Annotated in this window: 13 protein-coding genes; 12 read left to right on the plus strand and 1 reads right to left on the minus strand. The window is 57.4% G+C overall.

Going from position 1 to position 18177, the window contains the following annotated elements; translation table 11 throughout:
• Positions 1-95: 95 nt before the first annotated feature.
• The 8 genes from ACI1P1_RS29420 (at position 96) to ACI1P1_RS29455 (ending at position 11886) form a co-directional block, all read left to right on the plus strand.
• Entirely contained in the window at positions 96-1832 is a 1737-nt protein-coding gene (locus tag ACI1P1_RS29420; RefSeq protein WP_416220160.1) for a sensor histidine kinase, read from the plus strand.
• Between the two features lies 1 nt (position 1833).
• The gene (locus tag ACI1P1_RS29425) at positions 1834-3522 is read left to right on the plus strand and encodes a response regulator transcription factor (protein WP_416220161.1); all 1689 of its coding nucleotides are present in this window, start codon (positions 1834-1836) and stop codon (positions 3520-3522) included.
• 84 nt (positions 3523-3606) lie between these two features.
• Positions 3607-5259: an extracellular solute-binding protein gene (locus tag ACI1P1_RS29430; protein WP_416220162.1), complete on the plus strand. Its 1653-nt coding sequence runs from the start codon at positions 3607-3609 to the stop codon at positions 5257-5259.
• A 94-nt stretch (positions 5260-5353) separates the two neighbouring features.
• Positions 5354-6262: an ABC transporter permease gene (locus tag ACI1P1_RS29435; protein WP_416220164.1), complete on the plus strand. Its 909-nt coding sequence runs from the start codon at positions 5354-5356 to the stop codon at positions 6260-6262.
• Between the two features lie 15 nt (positions 6263-6277).
• Entirely contained in the window at positions 6278-7159 is an 882-nt protein-coding gene (locus ACI1P1_RS29440) for a carbohydrate ABC transporter permease (RefSeq protein WP_416220166.1), read from the plus strand.
• Between the two features lie 39 nt (positions 7160-7198).
• Positions 7199-8854 carry an MGH1-like glycoside hydrolase domain-containing protein gene (locus tag ACI1P1_RS29445; protein WP_416220167.1) on the plus strand — a complete coding sequence of 552 codons (1656 nt, stop codon included), beginning with the start codon at positions 7199-7201 and terminating at the stop codon, positions 8852-8854.
• Positions 8855-8875: 21 nt separating this feature from the next.
• Entirely contained in the window at positions 8876-9775 is a 900-nt protein-coding gene (locus tag ACI1P1_RS29450; RefSeq protein ID WP_416220168.1) for a glycoside hydrolase family 43 protein, read from the plus strand.
• Between the two features lie 2 nt (positions 9776-9777).
• Complete coding sequence (locus ACI1P1_RS29455; protein WP_416220169.1) at positions 9778-11886, plus strand: glycoside hydrolase family 52 protein; 2109 nt, start codon at positions 9778-9780, stop codon at positions 11884-11886.
• A gap of 559 nt (positions 11887-12445) precedes the next feature.
• Here ACI1P1_RS29455 and ACI1P1_RS29460 read toward each other — a convergent pair.
• Positions 12446-13345, minus strand: a complete 900-nt coding sequence (locus ACI1P1_RS29460) for an aminoglycoside phosphotransferase family protein (protein ID WP_416220170.1) — start codon at positions 13343-13345, stop codon at positions 12446-12448.
• Positions 13346-13492: 147 nt separating this feature from the next.
• Between ACI1P1_RS29460 and ACI1P1_RS29465 the strand changes: the two genes are divergently transcribed.
• The 4 genes from ACI1P1_RS29465 (at position 13493) to ACI1P1_RS29480 (ending at position 17748) form a co-directional block, all read left to right on the plus strand.
• Positions 13493-14425: a helix-turn-helix transcriptional regulator gene (locus ACI1P1_RS29465; RefSeq protein ID WP_416220172.1), complete on the plus strand. Its 933-nt coding sequence runs from the start codon at positions 13493-13495 to the stop codon at positions 14423-14425.
• A gap of 95 nt (positions 14426-14520) precedes the next feature.
• Positions 14521-15741 carry a hypothetical protein gene (locus tag ACI1P1_RS29470; protein ID WP_416220173.1) on the plus strand — a complete coding sequence of 407 codons (1221 nt, stop codon included), beginning with the start codon at positions 14521-14523 and terminating at the stop codon, positions 15739-15741.
• Between the two features lie 52 nt (positions 15742-15793).
• Positions 15794-16522 carry a DinB family protein gene (locus tag ACI1P1_RS29475; protein WP_416220175.1) on the plus strand — a complete coding sequence of 243 codons (729 nt, stop codon included), beginning with the start codon at positions 15794-15796 and terminating at the stop codon, positions 16520-16522.
• Positions 16501-17748: a helix-turn-helix transcriptional regulator gene (locus tag ACI1P1_RS29480; protein ID WP_416220176.1), complete on the plus strand. Its 1248-nt coding sequence runs from the start codon at positions 16501-16503 to the stop codon at positions 17746-17748. Before ACI1P1_RS29475 ends, ACI1P1_RS29480 begins: the two co-directional genes overlap by 22 nt.
• Positions 17749-18177 lie beyond the last annotated feature (429 nt).

The following is an 18177-nucleotide window of genomic DNA, read 5'->3' on the forward strand; positions in this document are numbered from 1 at the left end:
GCGTTTTTTTCATTCCACATGTTGACGTTTTCATTCCTGAGGTTTGGTCTTATAATGAGAGCGACAGAGGGTCAGAAGGAAGTAGGGGGAATCACATGAGATTGTCCAAGCAACCCTGGAGAAAAGCCACGTTGACGCGGCTGATTTTTTCGCTTATCTGCATTATGCTGCCGATGTATATCCTCAGCACCATCATGAACAATTGGAGCATCCGCACCCTCCAGTCGGAAATCTCCAAGTCCATGACCTCCCAGGTGTCCCAATACCTCACCGATCTGGAAAAGGAATTTCAGCGGATCCAGACGCTGCAGTACGACTGCCTGAATGATGAGAACCTGAACCGGCTGGCGGGAATACCTGATTCCCTGGACGATATCGAGAAGATGCAGAACATTCTGCGCCTCCAGCAGCGACTGAATGCCATCAAAAACAGCAGCGCCTATATCCAAGATGTATACGCTTTCATACCTGGTGTGGCCAAAAATGTCTCCGCCATCACGGTCAATGCTTTTGATCCTGTGGAATACGAAGCTCTGATGAACAGCCCGCTGTCCTTCGAATCCCGGGTGCGGGTGGTGAAAAATAAGCTGTTCCTGAGTGTCGCTTATCCGTTTAGCCTAAGCGGCAAACGGGAGCCGCTGTTTCTGATTGCCGTGGAGCTGTCTTTGGACAAGCTGGAGGACACGCTGCAATCCATGCGGAATTCCGAGGATGAGGGGCTGATTCTCACCAGTCCCCAATTCACGCTCAGCACGGGCAGGGATGAGGGCTTTAACCGGCAGCTGGTGGAGCTCCTGGGCAAACCCGAGGGCAAACCAACCGCCCAGACCGTAGACATTAACCGGACCTCGTATCTGGCGGTAACCACCACATCGGACTTTTTTGGGGCGGTGCTGAGCAAATATGTGCCGGAGGATGCGGTATTTCAGCCGCTGGCCCAGTTCCGCAGATGGTTTCTTGCCTTGGCGGGGATTGCTCTGGTGGTCATAGTGGTTTATTCCCTCTATGTCTATAAATACATTCACAAGCCCCTGATCAAGCTGGCCAAGGCCTTCCGCAAAATCGAATACGGCGACTTCAGTGTCATCATCGGGCACAGGCAAAATGACGAGTTCCAGTATATTTACACCCGGTTCAACGCCATGGTGGAAAAGCTGAACTCCCTCATCGACCAGGTATACAAGCAGCAGATTCTCACCCAGCGGGCGGAGCTGAAGCAGCTCCAGTCCCAGATTAATCCCCATTTTTTGTACAACAGCTTCTTTATGCTGAACACCATGACCCGGGTCGGGGATTATGAGCAATTGGAGCAGTTTACGAACCAGCTGGGGGAGTATTACCAGTTTATTACCCGGAGCAGCTCCGACGAGGTGCCCTTGGTCAAGGAGGTTGGCCATGCCCGAGTGTATACGGATATCCAGGCCATGCGCTTCTCCAACCGGATCAAGGTCAGGTTCGGGGAGCTGCCGCCACAGACGGAGCATATTATGGTGCCCCGACTGATCCTTCAGCCGATTATCGAGAACGCCTTCGAGCACGGGTTGGAGAAAAAACGGGCCAACGGCCTTTTGTGTGTCAGCTTCGAAAAAGATGAGGACCGGCTGCTCCTGATTGTGGAGGATAACGGGGGGCAGATGGACGACCTTCAGGCCGCCGCCTTAAACCGGGAGCTGAACAGCAATGACGGGACGGTGGAAACCACGGCGCTGCTCAATATCCACCAGAGAATCGGCATGAAATTCGGGCCCCGGAGCGGCCTGCACCTGGAGACGGGCGAGCAGCAGGGGCTGCGGGTAATCATGACCATTTATCCGAAGGATGGGGGAAGCTAAGATGTACCGGATGTTAATTGTGGATGATGAGGCGATTATTACCGACGGATTGTATGAAGTGTTCGAAAATTTGCAGCATCTGGAGCTGGACCTGTACAAGGCCTATTCCGGTCCGGAGGCGCTGCAGCTGTGCCAGCGGATGCGGCCTGACATTGTGCTCAGCGATATCCGCATGCCGGAAATGGACGGGCTGCAGCTATTGGAGCGTATCCGCGGCATGTGGCCTAAGTGCCGGGTGATTTTTTTGACGGGGCATAATGAGTTCTCGTATATCTATACCGCCATCCAGTATGACAGTGTAGGGTATCTGCTGAAAACAGAAGGGTATGACCGGATTATTCAGGTGGTGGAGCAAACCCTGGCGGATCTGGAGTCCGAGCTGAAGGCGGAGGCGCTGCTGGAGCAGGCGGAGGTCAGATTGGGGGCGGCCCGGGAGCTTTTACAGCGGGATTATCTGCATGGCATCGTTAAGGGGCTGCACCATAAAGAGGACATCAGCCGGAAGCAGTTTGAGGAGCTGGACATTCCTCTGGATGCTGACAAACCGGTGCTGATGATGCTGGGGCGGCTGAACAGCCTTCCCGGAGGGCTGTCTTATTCGGAGAAATCCCATCTGCTGTTCAGCATCCGGCTGATTGCCGAGCAGTATCTCTCCGCCCGGGCCAGGCTGGCCCATGTGGTGGTGGACAACACCGACCTGGTCTGGCTGATACAGGAGCAGGGTGAGCCCGACCCGCAGGCGGGGCTGGAGGGCGGCCGTCAGGCGCTGCGGATGTTCGTGACCGGGAATGTGGAGCTGATCCAGGCGGCCTGCCGGGAATCGGTGGGAGCGCTGATCTCCTTCGCCCTGGACGATAGCCCCGTTCAGCTGGACCAGGTGGGGGAACGGTTCTCCATGCTTAATATGCTGGTCAATTACCGCATCGGCCAAGGCAGCGGGATGCTGCTCCTGGACAAGCATATCCTGGAGCGGGAGCTGCAGCGCCCGGCCCAGCATCCGCGGGAGATGAAGCATATGCGCCAATCCCTCTTGGACCGGCTGGCCGACAGCCTGGAGCATGGGCACCGGGATGAATTCGGACGTATCCTGTCCGAGCTGACAGAGGGCAAAAACGGAACCGATATGCAGCATATTCCCGGGCAGGAGCTGTATTTTTCCATAGCACTGATCTATCTGTCTTATCTGAACCGCTGGAACCTGGTGGAGCGGGCCGCCAATGCGGAGCTGAACCGGCTGATGCAGCCGGGCAGCCACAGCTCCTGGGCGGATGCGGTGCAGTATCTGGCCTCGGTGGGGACCATGATGTTCGATCTCCAGCATGTGGAGCAGGAGCGGCGGGCCCAAACCATCATCGGCTCCGTCCAGCGTCATGTCCAGCAGCATCTGGACAATCCCGACGAGCTTTCCCTGGTCCGTCTGGCAGAGCTGGTCTACTTTAATCCATCCTATCTCTCCCGGCTGTTCAAGCAGGAAACAGGTCTGAATTTGTCGGATTATATCAATTCTTCCCGCATGAATAAAGCGATGGAGCTGCTGCGCTCCCCCGATATGAAAATCCAGGAGGTAGCCGAGCAGGTGGGCTATAATTCGTCGGCCAACTTCACCCGCTCCTTCCGCCGATACACCCAAAAGACCCCCCAGGAGTATCGTGCTGAGCTATCTAGTAGTCAAGAGCGGAATGGAATGTAAACAGGTGATTGTAGATGTGCGGCCCGGGGGATCGTATGATAAAAGTGTCACCACCACACATGAATCGGGGAGGTCAAAACACAAATGGCAAACAAAATGAAACCGATTGCACTTGCCGCCACGGCGGGCCTGCTGGTCTTAAGCGCCTGCGGCAAAAGCGACGGGGAAGCCAAGCCTGCCGCTTCCTCCGGCGCGTCCGCTGCTCCTGCGCTGGATATTGCCAAGAAGTACGACACGCCGGTGGATATTACCGCCTGGCGCTACACGGAGTCCACCTACCAGTATGAAAACGGGGACACCATCGACAACAACATTTACACCAAGATGTACGAGGATGAGCTGGGCATTAAGCTGAAATACAAATGGACCGTGCCAGTGGAGCAATTCGACCAGAAGCTGAGCGTGTCCATTGCCTCCGGAGATACGGCGGATATTATGTGGATGAAGAACAAGCAGCTTACGGATATGGCTGAGAATGACATGCTCTACGATCTCACGGATTTGTTCGAGAAGTATGCCTCCCCTATAGCCAAGAGTATCCTACAGCAGGACAAGAAAAGCTTCGATACCGCCAAAATCGGCGGTAAGCTGATGGCTATTCCGCAAACGGCTTCGGCAGTGGATGGTTTGCCTGTTCTGTACGTACGTACCGACTGGCTGACCAAGCTGGGGTTGTCCGAGCCCAAAACGATGCAGGATATACTGGCTATTTCGGAAGCGTTTACGCAGAAGGACCCTGACGGCAACGGCAAGAATGATACCTTTGGGTTGGCCTTCACGAAAACCTTCCTGACAGACTCCCACTTCGGCACCTCAGGCTTTTTCTCCGGCTATCATGCGTACCCGGGCAAGTGGGTGAAGGATGACAAGGGTAATCTGGTGTACGGCAGCACTCAGCCTCAGGTGAAGGAAGGGTTGAAGCAGCTCCAGGCCATGTATAAGCAGGGTTTGCTGGATAAAGAGTTTGGCATCAAGGACCGGGCCAAGGTAACCGAGTCTGTTGTTGGCGGCAAGGTAGGGCTGTTCTATGGCTCCATGTCCGCACCACAGTCTATTATTCAGAAGAATATCGACAATGATCCCAAGGCGGAGTGGAAGCCTATCCCTCTCGTATCCATTGACAGCAAAAAAGCCACCCCAATCGGTAAAATGCCGGTTAACATTTACTACGGCGTCAGCAAAAAGAGCAAAAACCCGGAGGCCATCATCAAGATCCTCAACTCTGTTATGGCCGGTTATGATCCGGCTGCTCCGTCCAGACCGGAATTCAGCCACAGCAAAAACAACGTTCCCGTATGGCTCTATGGACTTCTCTTGCCGCAGCCGGCCAACAAAAACCTGATCGCTCACCAGAATGTGGTAAAGTCCCTCAGCTCTAATGATGCCTCCAAGCTGAGCGCGGAGGAAAAGGGCTACTACGACAAGGTGGTGGATTTCCGCAAGGGCAACAAAGCCAATTGGGGCACCGAGCGGGTATTCGGCTCTCCCAGCAGCTTTGATGTCATCGAGCAATACGTGAAGGACGACAATTACATCCTGGATGCCTTCTATAGCTCACCGACGGCCACCATGGTGGAGAAAAGCGCTACCCTCCAGAAGATGGAGGAGGAGGTATTCACCAAAATTCTGATGGGTGAATCGGTAGATTCCTTCGACAAGTTCGTAGAGGATTGGAAGAAGCTGGGCGGCGATCAGATTACTAAGGAAGTCAACGAATGGGCTGCTAAAAACAAATAAAGCTTGCCGGTAACGAATAACGGTTGCGGAGGGGAACAGTTCCGGTTCCCCTCTGTCTGTTCAAGAGACGGCAATTACGGATGGAGGGAGCCATATGGCGAGCAATACCCGAAGAAAAAAGCTGCAGGAAATCCCGCTGCATATCATGCTGCTGCCAGGTGTTATCCTGTCGATACTGTTTCACTATATCCCTATCGGAGGCATCGTCATCGCCTTCCAGAAATTCGTTCCGTCCAGGGGCATTTTCAACTCCAAATGGATCGGGCTGGATAACTTTCATTATCTGTTTAACCTTCCCAACTTTACAAGTGTGCTGTGGAATACCATTTTTATCGCCGTAATGAAAATTATTGCAGGGCTTATTGTGCCCATTGTTGTGGCTTTGCTGCTGAACGAGGTGATCAGCAACTCCTTCAAACGGACCATCCAAACCATTATTTATTTCCCGTACTTCCTGTCATGGGTTATTCTCGGGGGCATCCTGATCGATATATTGTCGCCTTCCAACGGCATCGTCAACCAGGCCTTGGGCTTCTTCGGTATTGATCCGATTTTCTTCCTGGGCAATGAAAAATGGTTCCCCTTCACACTGGTCCTCTCCAATACGTGGAAGGAATTCGGCTACAGCACCATCGTCTATCTGGCGGCGCTGACGGCTATCGATCTCCACCTGTATGAAGCTGCCATTGTGGACGGGGCCAACCGTTGGAAGCAGACCCTGCACGTTACCCTGCCCGGCATTATGCCGATTGTGACCCTGATGGCTGTGCTGAGCCTGGGCAATGTCTTGAACGCCGGCTTCGACCAGGTGTTCAACCTGTACAGTCCGATGGTATACAGCACCGGCGACATCCTGGATACCATGGTGTACCGGATCGGCTTGATTGACGCCCAGTACGGGGTAGCCACAGCGGTGGGACTGTTCAAATCGGTGATTGCCTTAGGGCTGATTACCTTATCCAATTTCCTGGCGGGCAAATATGCCGGCTACCGGATTTTCTAGGGAGGGGGAGCAAACGTGCATAAGCTGACAGTCGGTAGACGGGCCTTTCTTATCATCAACTGTGTGGTACTGGCTGTAATGGCCATTGCGTGTATCCTGCCGCTTGTTAACGTGCTGGCGATTTCCATGAGCTCCAGCAGTGCGGCTGCAGCAGGAGAAGTGAAGCTGTGGCCGGTGAATTTTACCGTGGCTTCTTATAAGCATGCATTAGGCAAGGCGGAGTTTATGACGGCGGCTGCCGTCTCGCTCCAGCGGGTGGCATTGGGTTATGTCATCAGCATTATCGTAACGGTGCTGACCGCATTCCCGCTGGCCAAGGAAAAACGCTCCTTCAGCTCGCGGACCGTGTATGCCTGGTTCTTCATCGTGACCATGATGTTCCACGGGGGCCTGATTCCCTCTTATATGACCATCAAGGCGCTGGGGATGCTGGACACGATGTGGGCTCTGGTGCTGCCCGGAGCGATTTCCGTATTCAATGTGATTCTCTTGATGAACTTCTTCCGCAATCTGCCCAAGGAGATTGAGGAAGCCGCCTATATCGACGGAGCGGGACATTGGCGGGTGCTGTGGAGCATCTATATCCCCTTGTCCAAACCGGCCATCGCCACCATCACCCTGTTTATGGTCGTGGGGCACTGGAATTCCTGGTTCGACGGCCTGATCTATATGAACTCGCCTGCCAATTATCCGCTGCAAAGCTATCTGCAGACCATTGTCATCGGCAATGATCCCAGTATGGTGCCGACCAATGAGCTCTTGGATGCCTCCAAAATTTCCGACCGCACCTTCAAGGCCGCCCAGGTATTCCTGGCTGCATTCCCGGTTCTGGTGCTGTATCCCTTCCTGCAGAAGTATTTCATGAAGGGTCTGGTTATGGGCAGTGTGAAGGGATGATGATCCGGGACGGGAGTTTGACGGGGAGGGAAGACAAACATGAATGAGACAGTATTGGAGCGGCTGCGTGGCCTGTCCCTGGAGGTGCAGGCGGAAGCCACGGCGAAGGCCTCGGACAGGCAGGTGCTGGAGGAATGGCTGGAGTCCGGGGTCAAATTCGCCGCCCTTGGCGGTCCTCTGGAGGAGGCGTATTACCGGGCGTTTCGCAAGCTATTTGATTGTATTGCACCGATGGTAGACGAGAAGCCGGTGCTTTTTGAAGGGGGAGGGTATTCCGGGTGCTGGATGGAGAGCACAGGCACCATCAACAGCGAGCTGCTGTCCCGTTTTTTGCCCTCTGTAGCCCGGGCAAGCTTCCTGCTGTTCGCCCGTTACCAAGAGGCTGACGGGCAGCTGCCTTACAAGGTGACGGCGACGGGACCGGCGTACCGGCAGATCCAGATGGTGACGCCCCTGGCCCGCAGTGTATGGAATCACGATGAGCTGAACGGGCGGGATGATGGCTTCCTGCGGATCATGTACCAGGCGATGGCACGGTATGACGAATGGCTTGCCGCATACCGGAATACCCGGGGGAGCGGCTGTGTGGAGGCCTTCTGCACCTTTGATACGGGGCATGACTTGTCCCCCCGCTTCTGGCATGTGCCGGATACCTGCCACCAGGATGATGCCAGGCAGGTAGACCCCGGTTCGCCGCTGGTGCCGTTCCTTGCGCCGGATCTGACGGCCAATGTGTACTGCCAGCGCCTCTATCTGGCGGAGATGGCCAAGAGGCTGGGGATGGAGCAGGAAGCGGCTTTATGGGAGAAGAAGGCCGGGGAGTCGCTGGCGGCCCTTTACCGCTGGTGCTTCGACGAGGCGGACAGGTTCTTCTATGACCGTGACTGTCAGGACCGGTTTGTCCGGATTCAGTCGGATGTGCTGCTGCGGGTTCTGGCCTGTGAAGTAGGGGACAGGGAATTCTTCGATGAAATGCTGGAGCGTTATCTGCTGAACACCCGTAAGTTTTTCGCCAAATATCCCCTTACCTCCATTGCTATGGACGATCCCCGCTTTGACCCCTTCTCCGGCTATAACAGCTGGGGGGGCACCTCCAATTTCCTGACCCTGATCCGGACGCCTCATGCCTTCAAGCATCACGGGCGGTTTGTGGAGCTAAACTGGATATTGAATCCTATTGTGTCCGCTCTGACCCGGATGGACCGGTTCCCCCAAACGCTGAGCCCCTGGACCGGGGAAGCGGGTTTTACGGAGACCTATTCCCCCTCCATACTCTGCCTGCTGGATGCGGTGGAGCAATTGTACGGAATTATGCCCCGGCCGGACGGGGAGCTGTGGTTTAGCGCCTGTTTGCCCTATCCCCAGGATCACGGGCAGGCGGTTGCTTCGGAAACAGCCTACAGCCGGAGGGTGGATGGGATGCTGTACGAATGGACGGTGACGGCGAAGGGTGCCACGGCCTGGAGAGGCGGTGAACCACTACTGAGCATCCCAGCGGGTACAAGGGCTGTGACTGACCGGCAGGGCCGGTTGAAGCGGGTAATCGGAATGAGTGTGCAGAAAGTGGAGGGAATTGTCCGCTACGGGGCGGCCGAGCTGCCGTTTGCAGTGGAAGGCAATGAGCAGCTGGAGCTGACAGAGGAAGGCTTCGTAAGTGTAGAGAAGCCGGGTATTGTATTTCCGGTTCACGGATAATTCATAGAGGAGGCTACGACGTTGATTTCCACTAAGGAGATTCAAATCCGCGACCCGTTTGTGGTGACGGCTCCGGCCGAGGGCCGCTACTATTTGTTCGGTAGCACGGATGCGAATATATGGGGGCCAGGCACAGGCTTTGACATGTATGTGGGGGAGAATCTGGAAAGCTGGGAGGGACCTTTTCCCGTTTTCCGGCCGGAACCGGGATTTTTCGCGGAGCGGAATTTCTGGGCTCCTGAGGTGCATCTATACCGGGGGAGGTATTATATGCTGGCCACCTTCCGCCGCAGTGACAACAACCTGCTGGGCACGGCGGTGCTGGCCGGGGACAGTCTGGAGGGACCTTACCGGCTGCACAGCAACGGGCCTGTGACACCGGAGAGCTGGTGCTGCCTGGACGGCACGCTGTTTGTGGACGGGGAGGGGTTGCCCTGGATGGTGTTCTGCCATGAGTGGCAGCAGGTAACCGACGGGGAAATCTGTGCCGTCCGGTTGACGGAGGATCTGCAGGCTGCGGCGGGAGAGCCGGTTGTGCTGTTCCGGGCGTCCCAGGCGGGCTGGCCCACTCCCTTCCGCTCTGAGCGGTATCCCGGGCAGGACAATTATGTGACCGATGGTCCGTTTTTGTACCGCGCTGCGGACGGTGCGCTGCTGATGCTGTGGGCCAGCTTTATCGATAACACCTATGCGCTGGGTGTGTCCCGTTCCACCAACGGCAGTGTGCTGGGGCCCTGGGAGCACGAGGATGAAGCCCTGTTCAGGAGCGACGGCGGGCACGGCATGCTGTTCCGCACCCTGGACGGACGCCTGATGCTGACGGTTCATTCCCCCAACAAAACGCCTCATGAACGCGCCTTTTTCCTGGAGGTGGAGGAACGGGACGGCTGGCTGCGGCTGCTTGAGGGGAGGGGGGAATAGAGATGCCTGACAATATGTTTTTTAATGCCCACCATTCCCCGGTTGGCGCCTTCGCCAGCTTCACCCTGGGTTTCCCCGGGAACGGAGGCGGCTTGGAGCAGGAGCTGGGCCGTTCTCCCCTGCAAAATGTGTTTATCGGGCTGGAATCGGCGGAGAAGCCGGGCCTTTATGATGTGCTGCCCTTCTTCAAGCCGCGGGAGGATGACAGCAAACGTTATGATGTGGAGCAGGCCCAGAAGCGGCCGCAGAAGCCGCAATTGCTGTTTTCCTTTGCCAAGGAGGCGGTGGAGCGGGACTTCCGGCTGTCCACGGATACGTGGCGGGCGGGGGATTTGACGTTTACGGTGTATACGCAAGCCGAGCCGGTCCCGGAGCCTGGGGAGGGCTCGGAGGAGGAGCTGAAGCGGGTGATTATGCCCGCCGTGCTGGCGGAGCTGACCGTGGACAACACCCGGGGAAGCACGGCCCGCCGGGCGTTCTTCGGCTATCAGGGCAGCGATCCCTACACCTCCATGCGGCGGCTGGAGGATGTCTGTCCGGGGCTGGCGGGCGTCGGGCAAGGGCGGACAACCGCTATCGTGTCGGATAACCCGGAGGTGCAGGCTGCGCTGCATTTCAGCATGGAGAGCATTCTGTCCGCCCCGCACCGGGAAAACTGGGGCTTCGGCCTTGGCCCGGTGGGCGCGTTGGTGGCGGAGGTGCCGGCAGGGGAAAGCCGGACGTATCGCTTTGCGGTGTGCTTTTATCATGGGGGGACGGTGACGGCCGGGCTGGACGCTTCCTATTACTACACCCGGTTCTTCCGGAGCATCGAGGAAGTGGGGATGTATGCGCTGGGGCAGTTTGACCAAGTGGCCCGTCTCGCAGCGGAATCCAACCGGATGCTGGAGAAAGCGGACTTGTCGGAGGACCAGCGGTTTATGATGGCCCACAGCATCCGCAGTTATTACGGCAACACGCAGCTGCTTGATACGGCAGACGGTCCCTTCTGGGTGGTGAATGAGGGCGAATACCGGATGATGAACACCTTCGACCTGACGGTGGACCAGCTGTATTATGAACTGCGGATGAATCCGTGGACGGTCCGCAATGAGCTGGACATGTTCGTGAGCCGTTACAGCTACCGGGATAGGGTCCAGTTTCCCGGCGATGACACCGAGTATCCGGGGGGCCTGAGCTTTACCCATGACATGGGGGTAGCCAACACCCTGTCCCGTCCCGGTTATTCCGCCTATGAGCTGTTCGGGCACAGCGGCTGCTTCTCCCACATGACCCATGAGCAGCTGGTTAACTGGATTCTGTGCGCGTCGGTGTATGTGGTCCGCACCGGGGACCGGGAGTGGTTCGGGAAGTATGTGCAGGTATTCCGGGATTGTCTGGTGAGTCTGCTGAACCGGGACCATCCGGACCCGGCTGCGCGCAACGGGCTGATGGGGCTGGACAGCAGCCGGGTGATGGGTAAGGCAGAGATTACCACCTACGACTCTCTGGACGTTTCCCTGGGGCAGGCGCGGAACAATATCTATCTGGCGGGCAAATGCTGGGCTGCGTATCTGGCGCTGGAGAAGCTGTTGGGTGAAGCGGGGGATGAGGGCTTGGCAGCGCAGGCCGGAGAGCAGGCGGAGCGCTGTGCCCGGACCTTGACCGGACATCTTCGGGCGGACGGCTTTATCCCGGCGGTGCTGGGTGAGGGCAATGAATCGCGGATTATTCCTGCTATTGAAGGGCTGATCTTCCCCTATTACATGGGGCTGACGGAGGCGTTGAACCCTGACGGCCGCTTCGGGGGTTACATCCGGGCCTTGGACACGCATCTGACCACGGTGCTGACGGAGGGGGTCTGCCTCTTCCCCGATGGCGGCTGGAAGCTGTCCTCCACCAGCAACAACTCCTGGCTGAGCAAAATCTACCTCTGCCAGTTCATCGCCCGGCGGATTCTCGGCAGGGAGTGGGGGGAGCAGGGCGCAAGGGCGGACGCCGCCCACGCCGCGTGGCTCACCCATGAACAGCTGTCCGTGTGGAGCTGGAGCGACCAGATCATCGCCGGCGAAATCGCGGGCAGCAAGTATTACCCGCGGGGCGTTACCAGCATCCTCTGGCTGGAGGAGTGAGGGAGCAACCGGGGGAGGCGGACGGCGGGAAGTGGCGGGAAATCGATAGTTAGTTGGTGGATGAACGTAACGGGAGCGCGCGCCAACTATATGGTGTAAAGGAGTAACCTAGGGTGGGGCTGAGGCAGGAGTAACCTTGGTTTGTTGAAGGCTGAGGCAGGAGTGTCCGCGTAGGGAGGCGCGCTAACGGACTGAGGATGCGCTATTTCGAGTAAATTGCTCTATTTTGAAATTTCGCGGACTCAGGAGACGCTATTGCCCGATTGGGTGCTCAAAGGCTGCTTTTACCCCCATTAGCGGATCGTGTGTCCGTAAGGTGGCCCCAAAGCCGATAATGGACCCAATAGGGGCTCCTGAGCGTTAAGCACCCCGCATCAAGGCTCCCGCTCCCCGCATCAAGGCTCCCAAACGCAAAAACAAGCGCCTCCCCTACTCGGGGAGACGCTTGTTTGGCGTAGATGCAGGAAGACCCTTGTTCGGCGTAGATCAGGAAGACGTTTGTTCGGCGTAGAGACCACAATCATCATTATGCTGCTGCACCTCGCTGCACCTACGCCAGTCAGAGCTCCCCCAAATACCATGTGGGCACCGGATTGTCCATGTTGTCAAACCAGGCCAGCACCTGCCCCGCCTGCTGGAGCATCACCGCCACCTCCTCCTCCCCGAAGGGCATAGCCCAGGGGATGGAGGATACCGCATTGGTCGCAATGTAGAATGCCAGCAGCCGGAAGAACAGCTCCGGGGGTCTGCCGCCGAAATAGCCGTTCAGCTGCCCCGTGGCAAAATGCGGGCTGACCGCCGCACACCACACGATCCGGTTGAACTCCTCCCACGGATCGCCGAAATCGCAGCGGTCAAAGTCAATAATGGAGAGCTCCTTTTCCCGGGAAATGACCATATTGCCCACATGATAGTCGCCATGCTGATAACATTGGGGGCGGTTGGCCAGGAGATGCAAATTCTCCTCCAGATAGCCAATGATCCGCTCATCCCTGTCGAACCGGATGCCGCAGGCCTGATACTTTTCTATTTTGCTCCTGGCTTTTCTGCCGAACCGCTGCTCCCAGTCCTCCAGCTCAGGCGGAGCCGGAAGGGAATGAATCGTCCTTACGAACTGCCCCGATTGCCAGCCCAGCGCATACTGCTCCGCTTCCGTCAGGCCCGGCAGCACGGCCTCCGCATCCTCCCCCTCACACCAGGAAAAGAGGGAATACACGCTCTGCCCGTCCTCACATCGTCCGAATTCCACCGGCTGCGGCATCGGCACGCCCAATGCGGCGGTTTTGCGCATCATATCGAATTCCCGTTCTCTGCGGGAACCCGCCGATGCATTGGCTACTCGCAGAAGGAACATGGCACCGTCCGCTGTTTCGGCCACATATTTTTTGTCGCTGGAAAACCCCTTCTGAAGCGGCTCCATTTTCACAAAGCGCCCTCCAAAACCTCTAAGCTCCTCCATCCGTCACGCCTCCTTATGCTGTAAAAAGTATGTTTATGGCATCACTCCGGACAATCAGTTTGCTGATTATACCATATTGCGCAACCGGGAGATGAGAGTATACTTTTTTTATAGCGAAATTAGCGGTAAGGAGGCTGGAAAAAAAGCATGAGCAACTGGCACCGGGTGATCTGGATCGACGGAAGGCTCCGAACGGAGGCCTATCCCAATTGTCAGGCCATTGCCGAGGAGTTCGGCATCTCCCTCCGGCAGGCGGCTCGGGATGTGGAGTATCTCCGGGATTCCCTGGGGGCGCCCGTGGAATACTGCCGCAAAAACAAAGGCTACCATTATACCGAGGCTACCTTCGCCCTGCCTGCCATGCTGCTGACGGCCTCCCAAGCGCGGAATCTCTCGTACTTATCCTACCGGTACGAAAAAACCGGCGACCCCGAGTCCCTGGGCATGGCGGAGCTGTTCCAGAAGCTGGCGGTGGGTGAGCTCCGGAAGGGGGAGGTCACCGAGGAAACCGGGGGATTTTTGGACAAGCATATTCCTGTACATACGATTCAAGCTATGGAAACGGAGAAATTCGAGCTGCTGGCCCGGGCGATCCGTCTACAGATTAAGGTACGGCTGGATGTCCGGGAGCAGGGGGAGCTCAGGAGACTGGAACATTTTGCGCCGATGCAGCTGTTTCCGTATGATTCCGAAAATTGTCTGCTGGGCTTCGACGAAGCGGCCGGTATGATCCGGCTGATGTTCCTCCGGTCTGTGGCCAACGTGTCCCTGCGCGGTGAGCGGTACGCCATTTCCCCTTTGGTTGCAGCGGGCGAGGTTGTGCCTGTAGCGGTGGAGGAGCCTTATTCGGCCATCCTTTATATGGCTGTGCCGGAGTATTTGCCCTTGCTGCGGCACCGGTATGAACAGCTGGAGGGGCGGCGCTACCGGGTGTTTTTCCGGGATGCGGAGAGTCTGGGTTCGGTGCTGCTGGGCTGCGCCTGCGAATACCGGATCGAACGGCCCGGGTGGCTGCGCAATATGATGCAGAACCGGCTTCGGCATATGCAGGCTTCTTTTGAGGGGAATGTGCTTCCCTAAAAAAAAGGACAGCAAAATTACGATGACATTATATGGCAGAGTGGCGTGTTAGGATGGGGTTGTCGGACCGATCCCATTAGAAGGAGCGTGTGCTTGTGAGCGTTGTGCTGAACCGGTTGAAGTACAGGAATTTTTGGGTGACCCGTCTGGGGGCGCTGAAGGCGTGTATGGAGTTTTTGGGCAAAACGGATTCGGATGCGTGGCTGTTCGGAGCCACTGGACATGCCTTTGTCCTGAATGTGGCGCCGGACGGCTGCAGCTCCGGGCCTACCGCATGGAACTGCGATATGATCACCAATCTGGCCCATAATCTGGGGGTCAGCGTCAATGCGGTGAACAGCTGGAGAACGGAGCATGATTTTGCCCTCAAGCAAAAAATCGCTTGGGAAAACACCAAACGGGCCCTGGACAAGGGACTGCCCTGCTACGGCTGGGAGCTTGGTATTCCGGAGTTTTACACCATTTGCGGCTATAACGACCACGGTTATTTGTATAAAGGCATCGGCACCCCCACGCTGCAGTTTACGGCGGATATGGGCGTATGGGAGGAAATTGTCCGGGAGGAGGACGGCCCGCTATTGCGTGAGGCCTTCGCCGCACAAGGGATCACGCTTGACGGAGGTGTTAGCTTCGCACCCGGCGGCTACGGGGACATTGTGATCCGCTGCCAAGGGGTGGAGGGGGAGTTCTGTGCGTTTCCCATGAACGGTCGGGTGCAAATCCATGACGACTATTCCCGCCACAGCGAAGGGTATAAGCCGTGGGAGGAACTGGGGAATACCTCCGTAGGCTGGCTTCATGCGGGTTGGCTGGAGGCAGGAGCGGCGTCCAATGATTTTACTACTGTGCTCGAGGCGTTGGAGTTTGCAGTGGAGTTCGCCGGCAATCCCTCCAAGTGGGTAATGCCCGGCTACAAATCCGGCTTGCCCGGTTATGACAATTGGCTTCATGCCGTGGAGCATGCGCCGGAGGAGGTTGACCCCGAAGGTTTGGCCTACAACGGAGAAGTGTGGGCGGAATGCCGCCGTTATGCGGGAGCGTTCCTGGATGAGGCGGCGGACCGGATCGGCGGTGCTGCGGGAGTGCTGCTGCGTGAGGCAGCGGGGCCATATAAGGAGGCTGCTGGCGAACTGGTCCGGTACCGGAACCTGATGCCGTTTTTTGGCCGGAAGCCAGGAATGCCGACAGAGCTCCGCCGGGAGCTGACGGATGCGCTGGTGAACGCACGGAAGGCGGAGGAAGCAGGGCTGAACGCATTGAAAAAAGCGTATCTCGCCATGGAAATGGCTGTTTCTGAAGGTTCGAGGCTTCCATAGCATCATCCGGCCTGCGGCTTGAACCATGTTGTTTCAAAGTAGGGGGGTACAGGTGGAGTTGGTGCAGCGCAAGGAGTGGAACCGGCAGCATAAAGATTTGAATGAAATCATCGGTAAACTCGGGGAGCATAGCCGGGCGGTGGAGCAGTTTCTGGCTCTGCATGAATGGCTGTATCCGGAGGAAATGAGCGGCTGCGGGTTCCTCACCTATGAGGATGGGGTGCTGGAGGGTTTGGAGGAGCGGACCTTCCGTGCTTATCCCGCCCCAACTCCCGATACGGAGAATTCCATCGCCTGGCATCTCTGGCATCTTACCCGGGTGGAGGATATGACTATGAACCTTCTGGTTGCCGGCGGGCGGCAGGTGCTTTATGAAGGGAGCTGGCCGGAGAGGTTGGGCATTTCTTTTGAACACAGCGGCAACGCTATGGGAAAAAAGGAAATAGCGGAGCTCAGCGCCGGAATCCGCAGGGAGGAGCTGCGGGCCTACCGGATTGCCGTAGGCAGGCAAACCAGGCGGATTATTGCCTCGCTGGAGCCCGGCGCCTTCCGGGAGAAGGTCTGGCCGGAGCGGATTGAGCGGTTGTTCGATGAAGGAGCTGTTCTTCCGGAAGCCCGGTGGATTGCCGATTATTGGGCCAAAAAGACGCTGGGTGGCCTTGTGCTGATGCCTGCCACCCGGCATCATCTGGTGCACTTGAACCGGTGCGCCCAGATTAAGCAGAGGCTTCAAGGCGGGCGTGGAAAAGGGGGGATATTATGCGGATGGACAGGCTGTTGAATATGGTGGCGCTGCTGGCGAACCGCCGGCAGATGAAGGCCCAGGAGCTGGCCGAGTATTTTGGCGTGTCGGTGCGCACCGTTTACCGGGACGCGGATACCATCAGTCTGGCGGGTTTTCCCATTGTGTCGTATCCTGGTGCCGGGGGCGGGCTTGGCATTGCCGAGGGTTTCAGGCTGGACCGCACGGTGCTGTCTGAGGAGGAGCTTTCCAGTGTGCTGCTGGCTCTGCACAGCACCTCCGGCCTGTGGCCCGGCGAAACCGGCTCCGCCACGCTGGAGAAATTGAAGGCGGTGCTGGCAGGCGCGTGCCGGGAGGAGGCGGGGCATACCCGGCTTCTGGAAGGGATGGACAGCCTGCATTATGATCATACGCCGTGGAACTGTCCTGGAGGCTATACGGAGGAGCTTGGGCTGCTGCGGCAGGGTATAGAGGCCTGCCGTCTGGTTCGTTTCCGCTATTTCAGCGCCGGGGGAGAAGCGGGAGAACGCCTGGTAGAGCCCTATACCCTGGTGCTGAAAAGCGGGCAGTGGTATCTCTATGCCTATTGCCTGCTCCGCCAGGGCTTCCGGCTGTTCCGGCTTTCCCGGATGCGGGAGCCGGAGGTAACGGCGGAGCAGTTCCGACGGAGAGAGACGGAGCCGGAGTCTCTGCCATGGAACAACCACTGGCCTATGGAAGGCAGCCTAGTGGAGCTGAAGCTGCGGATTCCCGCACGGCTGCTGCCCCTGACCGAGGAGTGGTTCGGCGGCGGGATGGTGCGTGTGGAGCCGGCGGGGGTGTCGGGACGGATGGAGGCAGATTGCGGGGCGGCAATGCCTGTGCCCGGGAGGGCAGCGGCGGGAGAGTTTGACGAGGCTGGCGAGACCGGTGGACAGGGAGTAACTGGAGAGCCGGGAGCGGCTGAAGGGTCTAAGGTTACTGGAGAGCTAGGGATGGTTGGCCAATCGGAAATAGCTGAAGAGTCTGAGATGGCTGGAGAGCCGGTGATAGCTGAAGAGTCTGATATGGCTGGAGTGCCGGAGGCGTCTGGAGCGTCTGGAGTGTGTGAAGGAACTGAGGAGGAACTGGTGGCGACGGTGCGTATGCCTGAAGACAATCGGCTGATTGGGTTCCTGCTCAGCTTCGGCGAACTGGTGGAGGTTCTGGAGCCGGAGCGTATCCGGCGGAGGCTGCGGGAGGCCGCATTGGCTGTAGCGGCCCGACACAGGGACGGGCCGGAGTGAGGCTTGGTCCGGCATTCGGACGAGCCGGAGTAAAGGATTGATCCGGTGCGCGGGGAGCGTGAGGCTTGGCCCGGCACAGGGACAGACAATGAGCCATGTATTGCGCGCGGTTAGGTGTGGGCGAAGGCTTATTTGTGTTTTAGGCTGCGGCGGCAGGCTCCATTGCCGGGTGAGAATTTCTAACGGCGGCCAGAGCACTGGCGATGCACTAAACTTAACATGGCTAGGTGGATGCCTAGAGATAGGGATAAACATGCTTTTGTTGAAAATATTTACATGTTCTTCTCTGCTCTTCATCAAAAAAGAGAATAGGCAACTAAACATGGCGGCATTTTCCTTTTTTTTGGCTATGTGGTTGTTACTTCACGATGATTTTTTTGAGTACCTGTGCTTCCTTTGGCGGCCTGTCCACTACTTGTCGTCCTCTCG

The sequence above is a fragment of the Paenibacillus mesotrionivorans genome, from assembly GCF_046098205.1.
Lineage (GTDB): Bacteria > Bacillota > Bacilli > Paenibacillales > NBRC-103111 > Paenibacillus_AR > Paenibacillus_AR mesotrionivorans.

Excerpts from the sequence above, each read along its gene's own strand:
- ACI1P1_RS29425 (WP_416220161.1), top strand. The coding sequence starts at position 1,834 with ATGTACCGGATGTTAATTGTGGATGATGAGGCGATTATTACCGACGGA.
- ACI1P1_RS29455 (WP_416220169.1), top strand. The coding sequence starts at position 9,778 with ATGCCTGACAATATGTTTTTTAATGCCCACCATTCCCCGGTTGGCGCC.
- ACI1P1_RS29435 (WP_416220164.1), top strand. The coding sequence starts at position 5,354 with ATGGCGAGCAATACCCGAAGAAAAAAGCTGCAGGAAATCCCGCTGCAT.
- ACI1P1_RS29480 (WP_416220176.1), top strand. The coding sequence starts at position 16,501 with ATGCGGATGGACAGGCTGTTGAATATGGTGGCGCTGCTGGCGAACCGC.
- ACI1P1_RS29445 (WP_416220167.1), top strand. The coding sequence starts at position 7,199 with ATGAATGAGACAGTATTGGAGCGGCTGCGTGGCCTGTCCCTGGAGGTG.
- ACI1P1_RS29420 (WP_416220160.1), top strand. The coding sequence starts at position 96 with ATGAGATTGTCCAAGCAACCCTGGAGAAAAGCCACGTTGACGCGGCTG.
- ACI1P1_RS29460 (WP_416220170.1), bottom strand. The coding sequence starts at position 13,345 with ATGGAGGAGCTTAGAGGTTTTGGAGGGCGCTTTGTGAAAATGGAGCCG.
- ACI1P1_RS29430 (WP_416220162.1), top strand. The coding sequence starts at position 3,607 with ATGGCAAACAAAATGAAACCGATTGCACTTGCCGCCACGGCGGGCCTG.
- ACI1P1_RS29465 (WP_416220172.1), top strand. The coding sequence starts at position 13,493 with ATGAGCAACTGGCACCGGGTGATCTGGATCGACGGAAGGCTCCGAACG.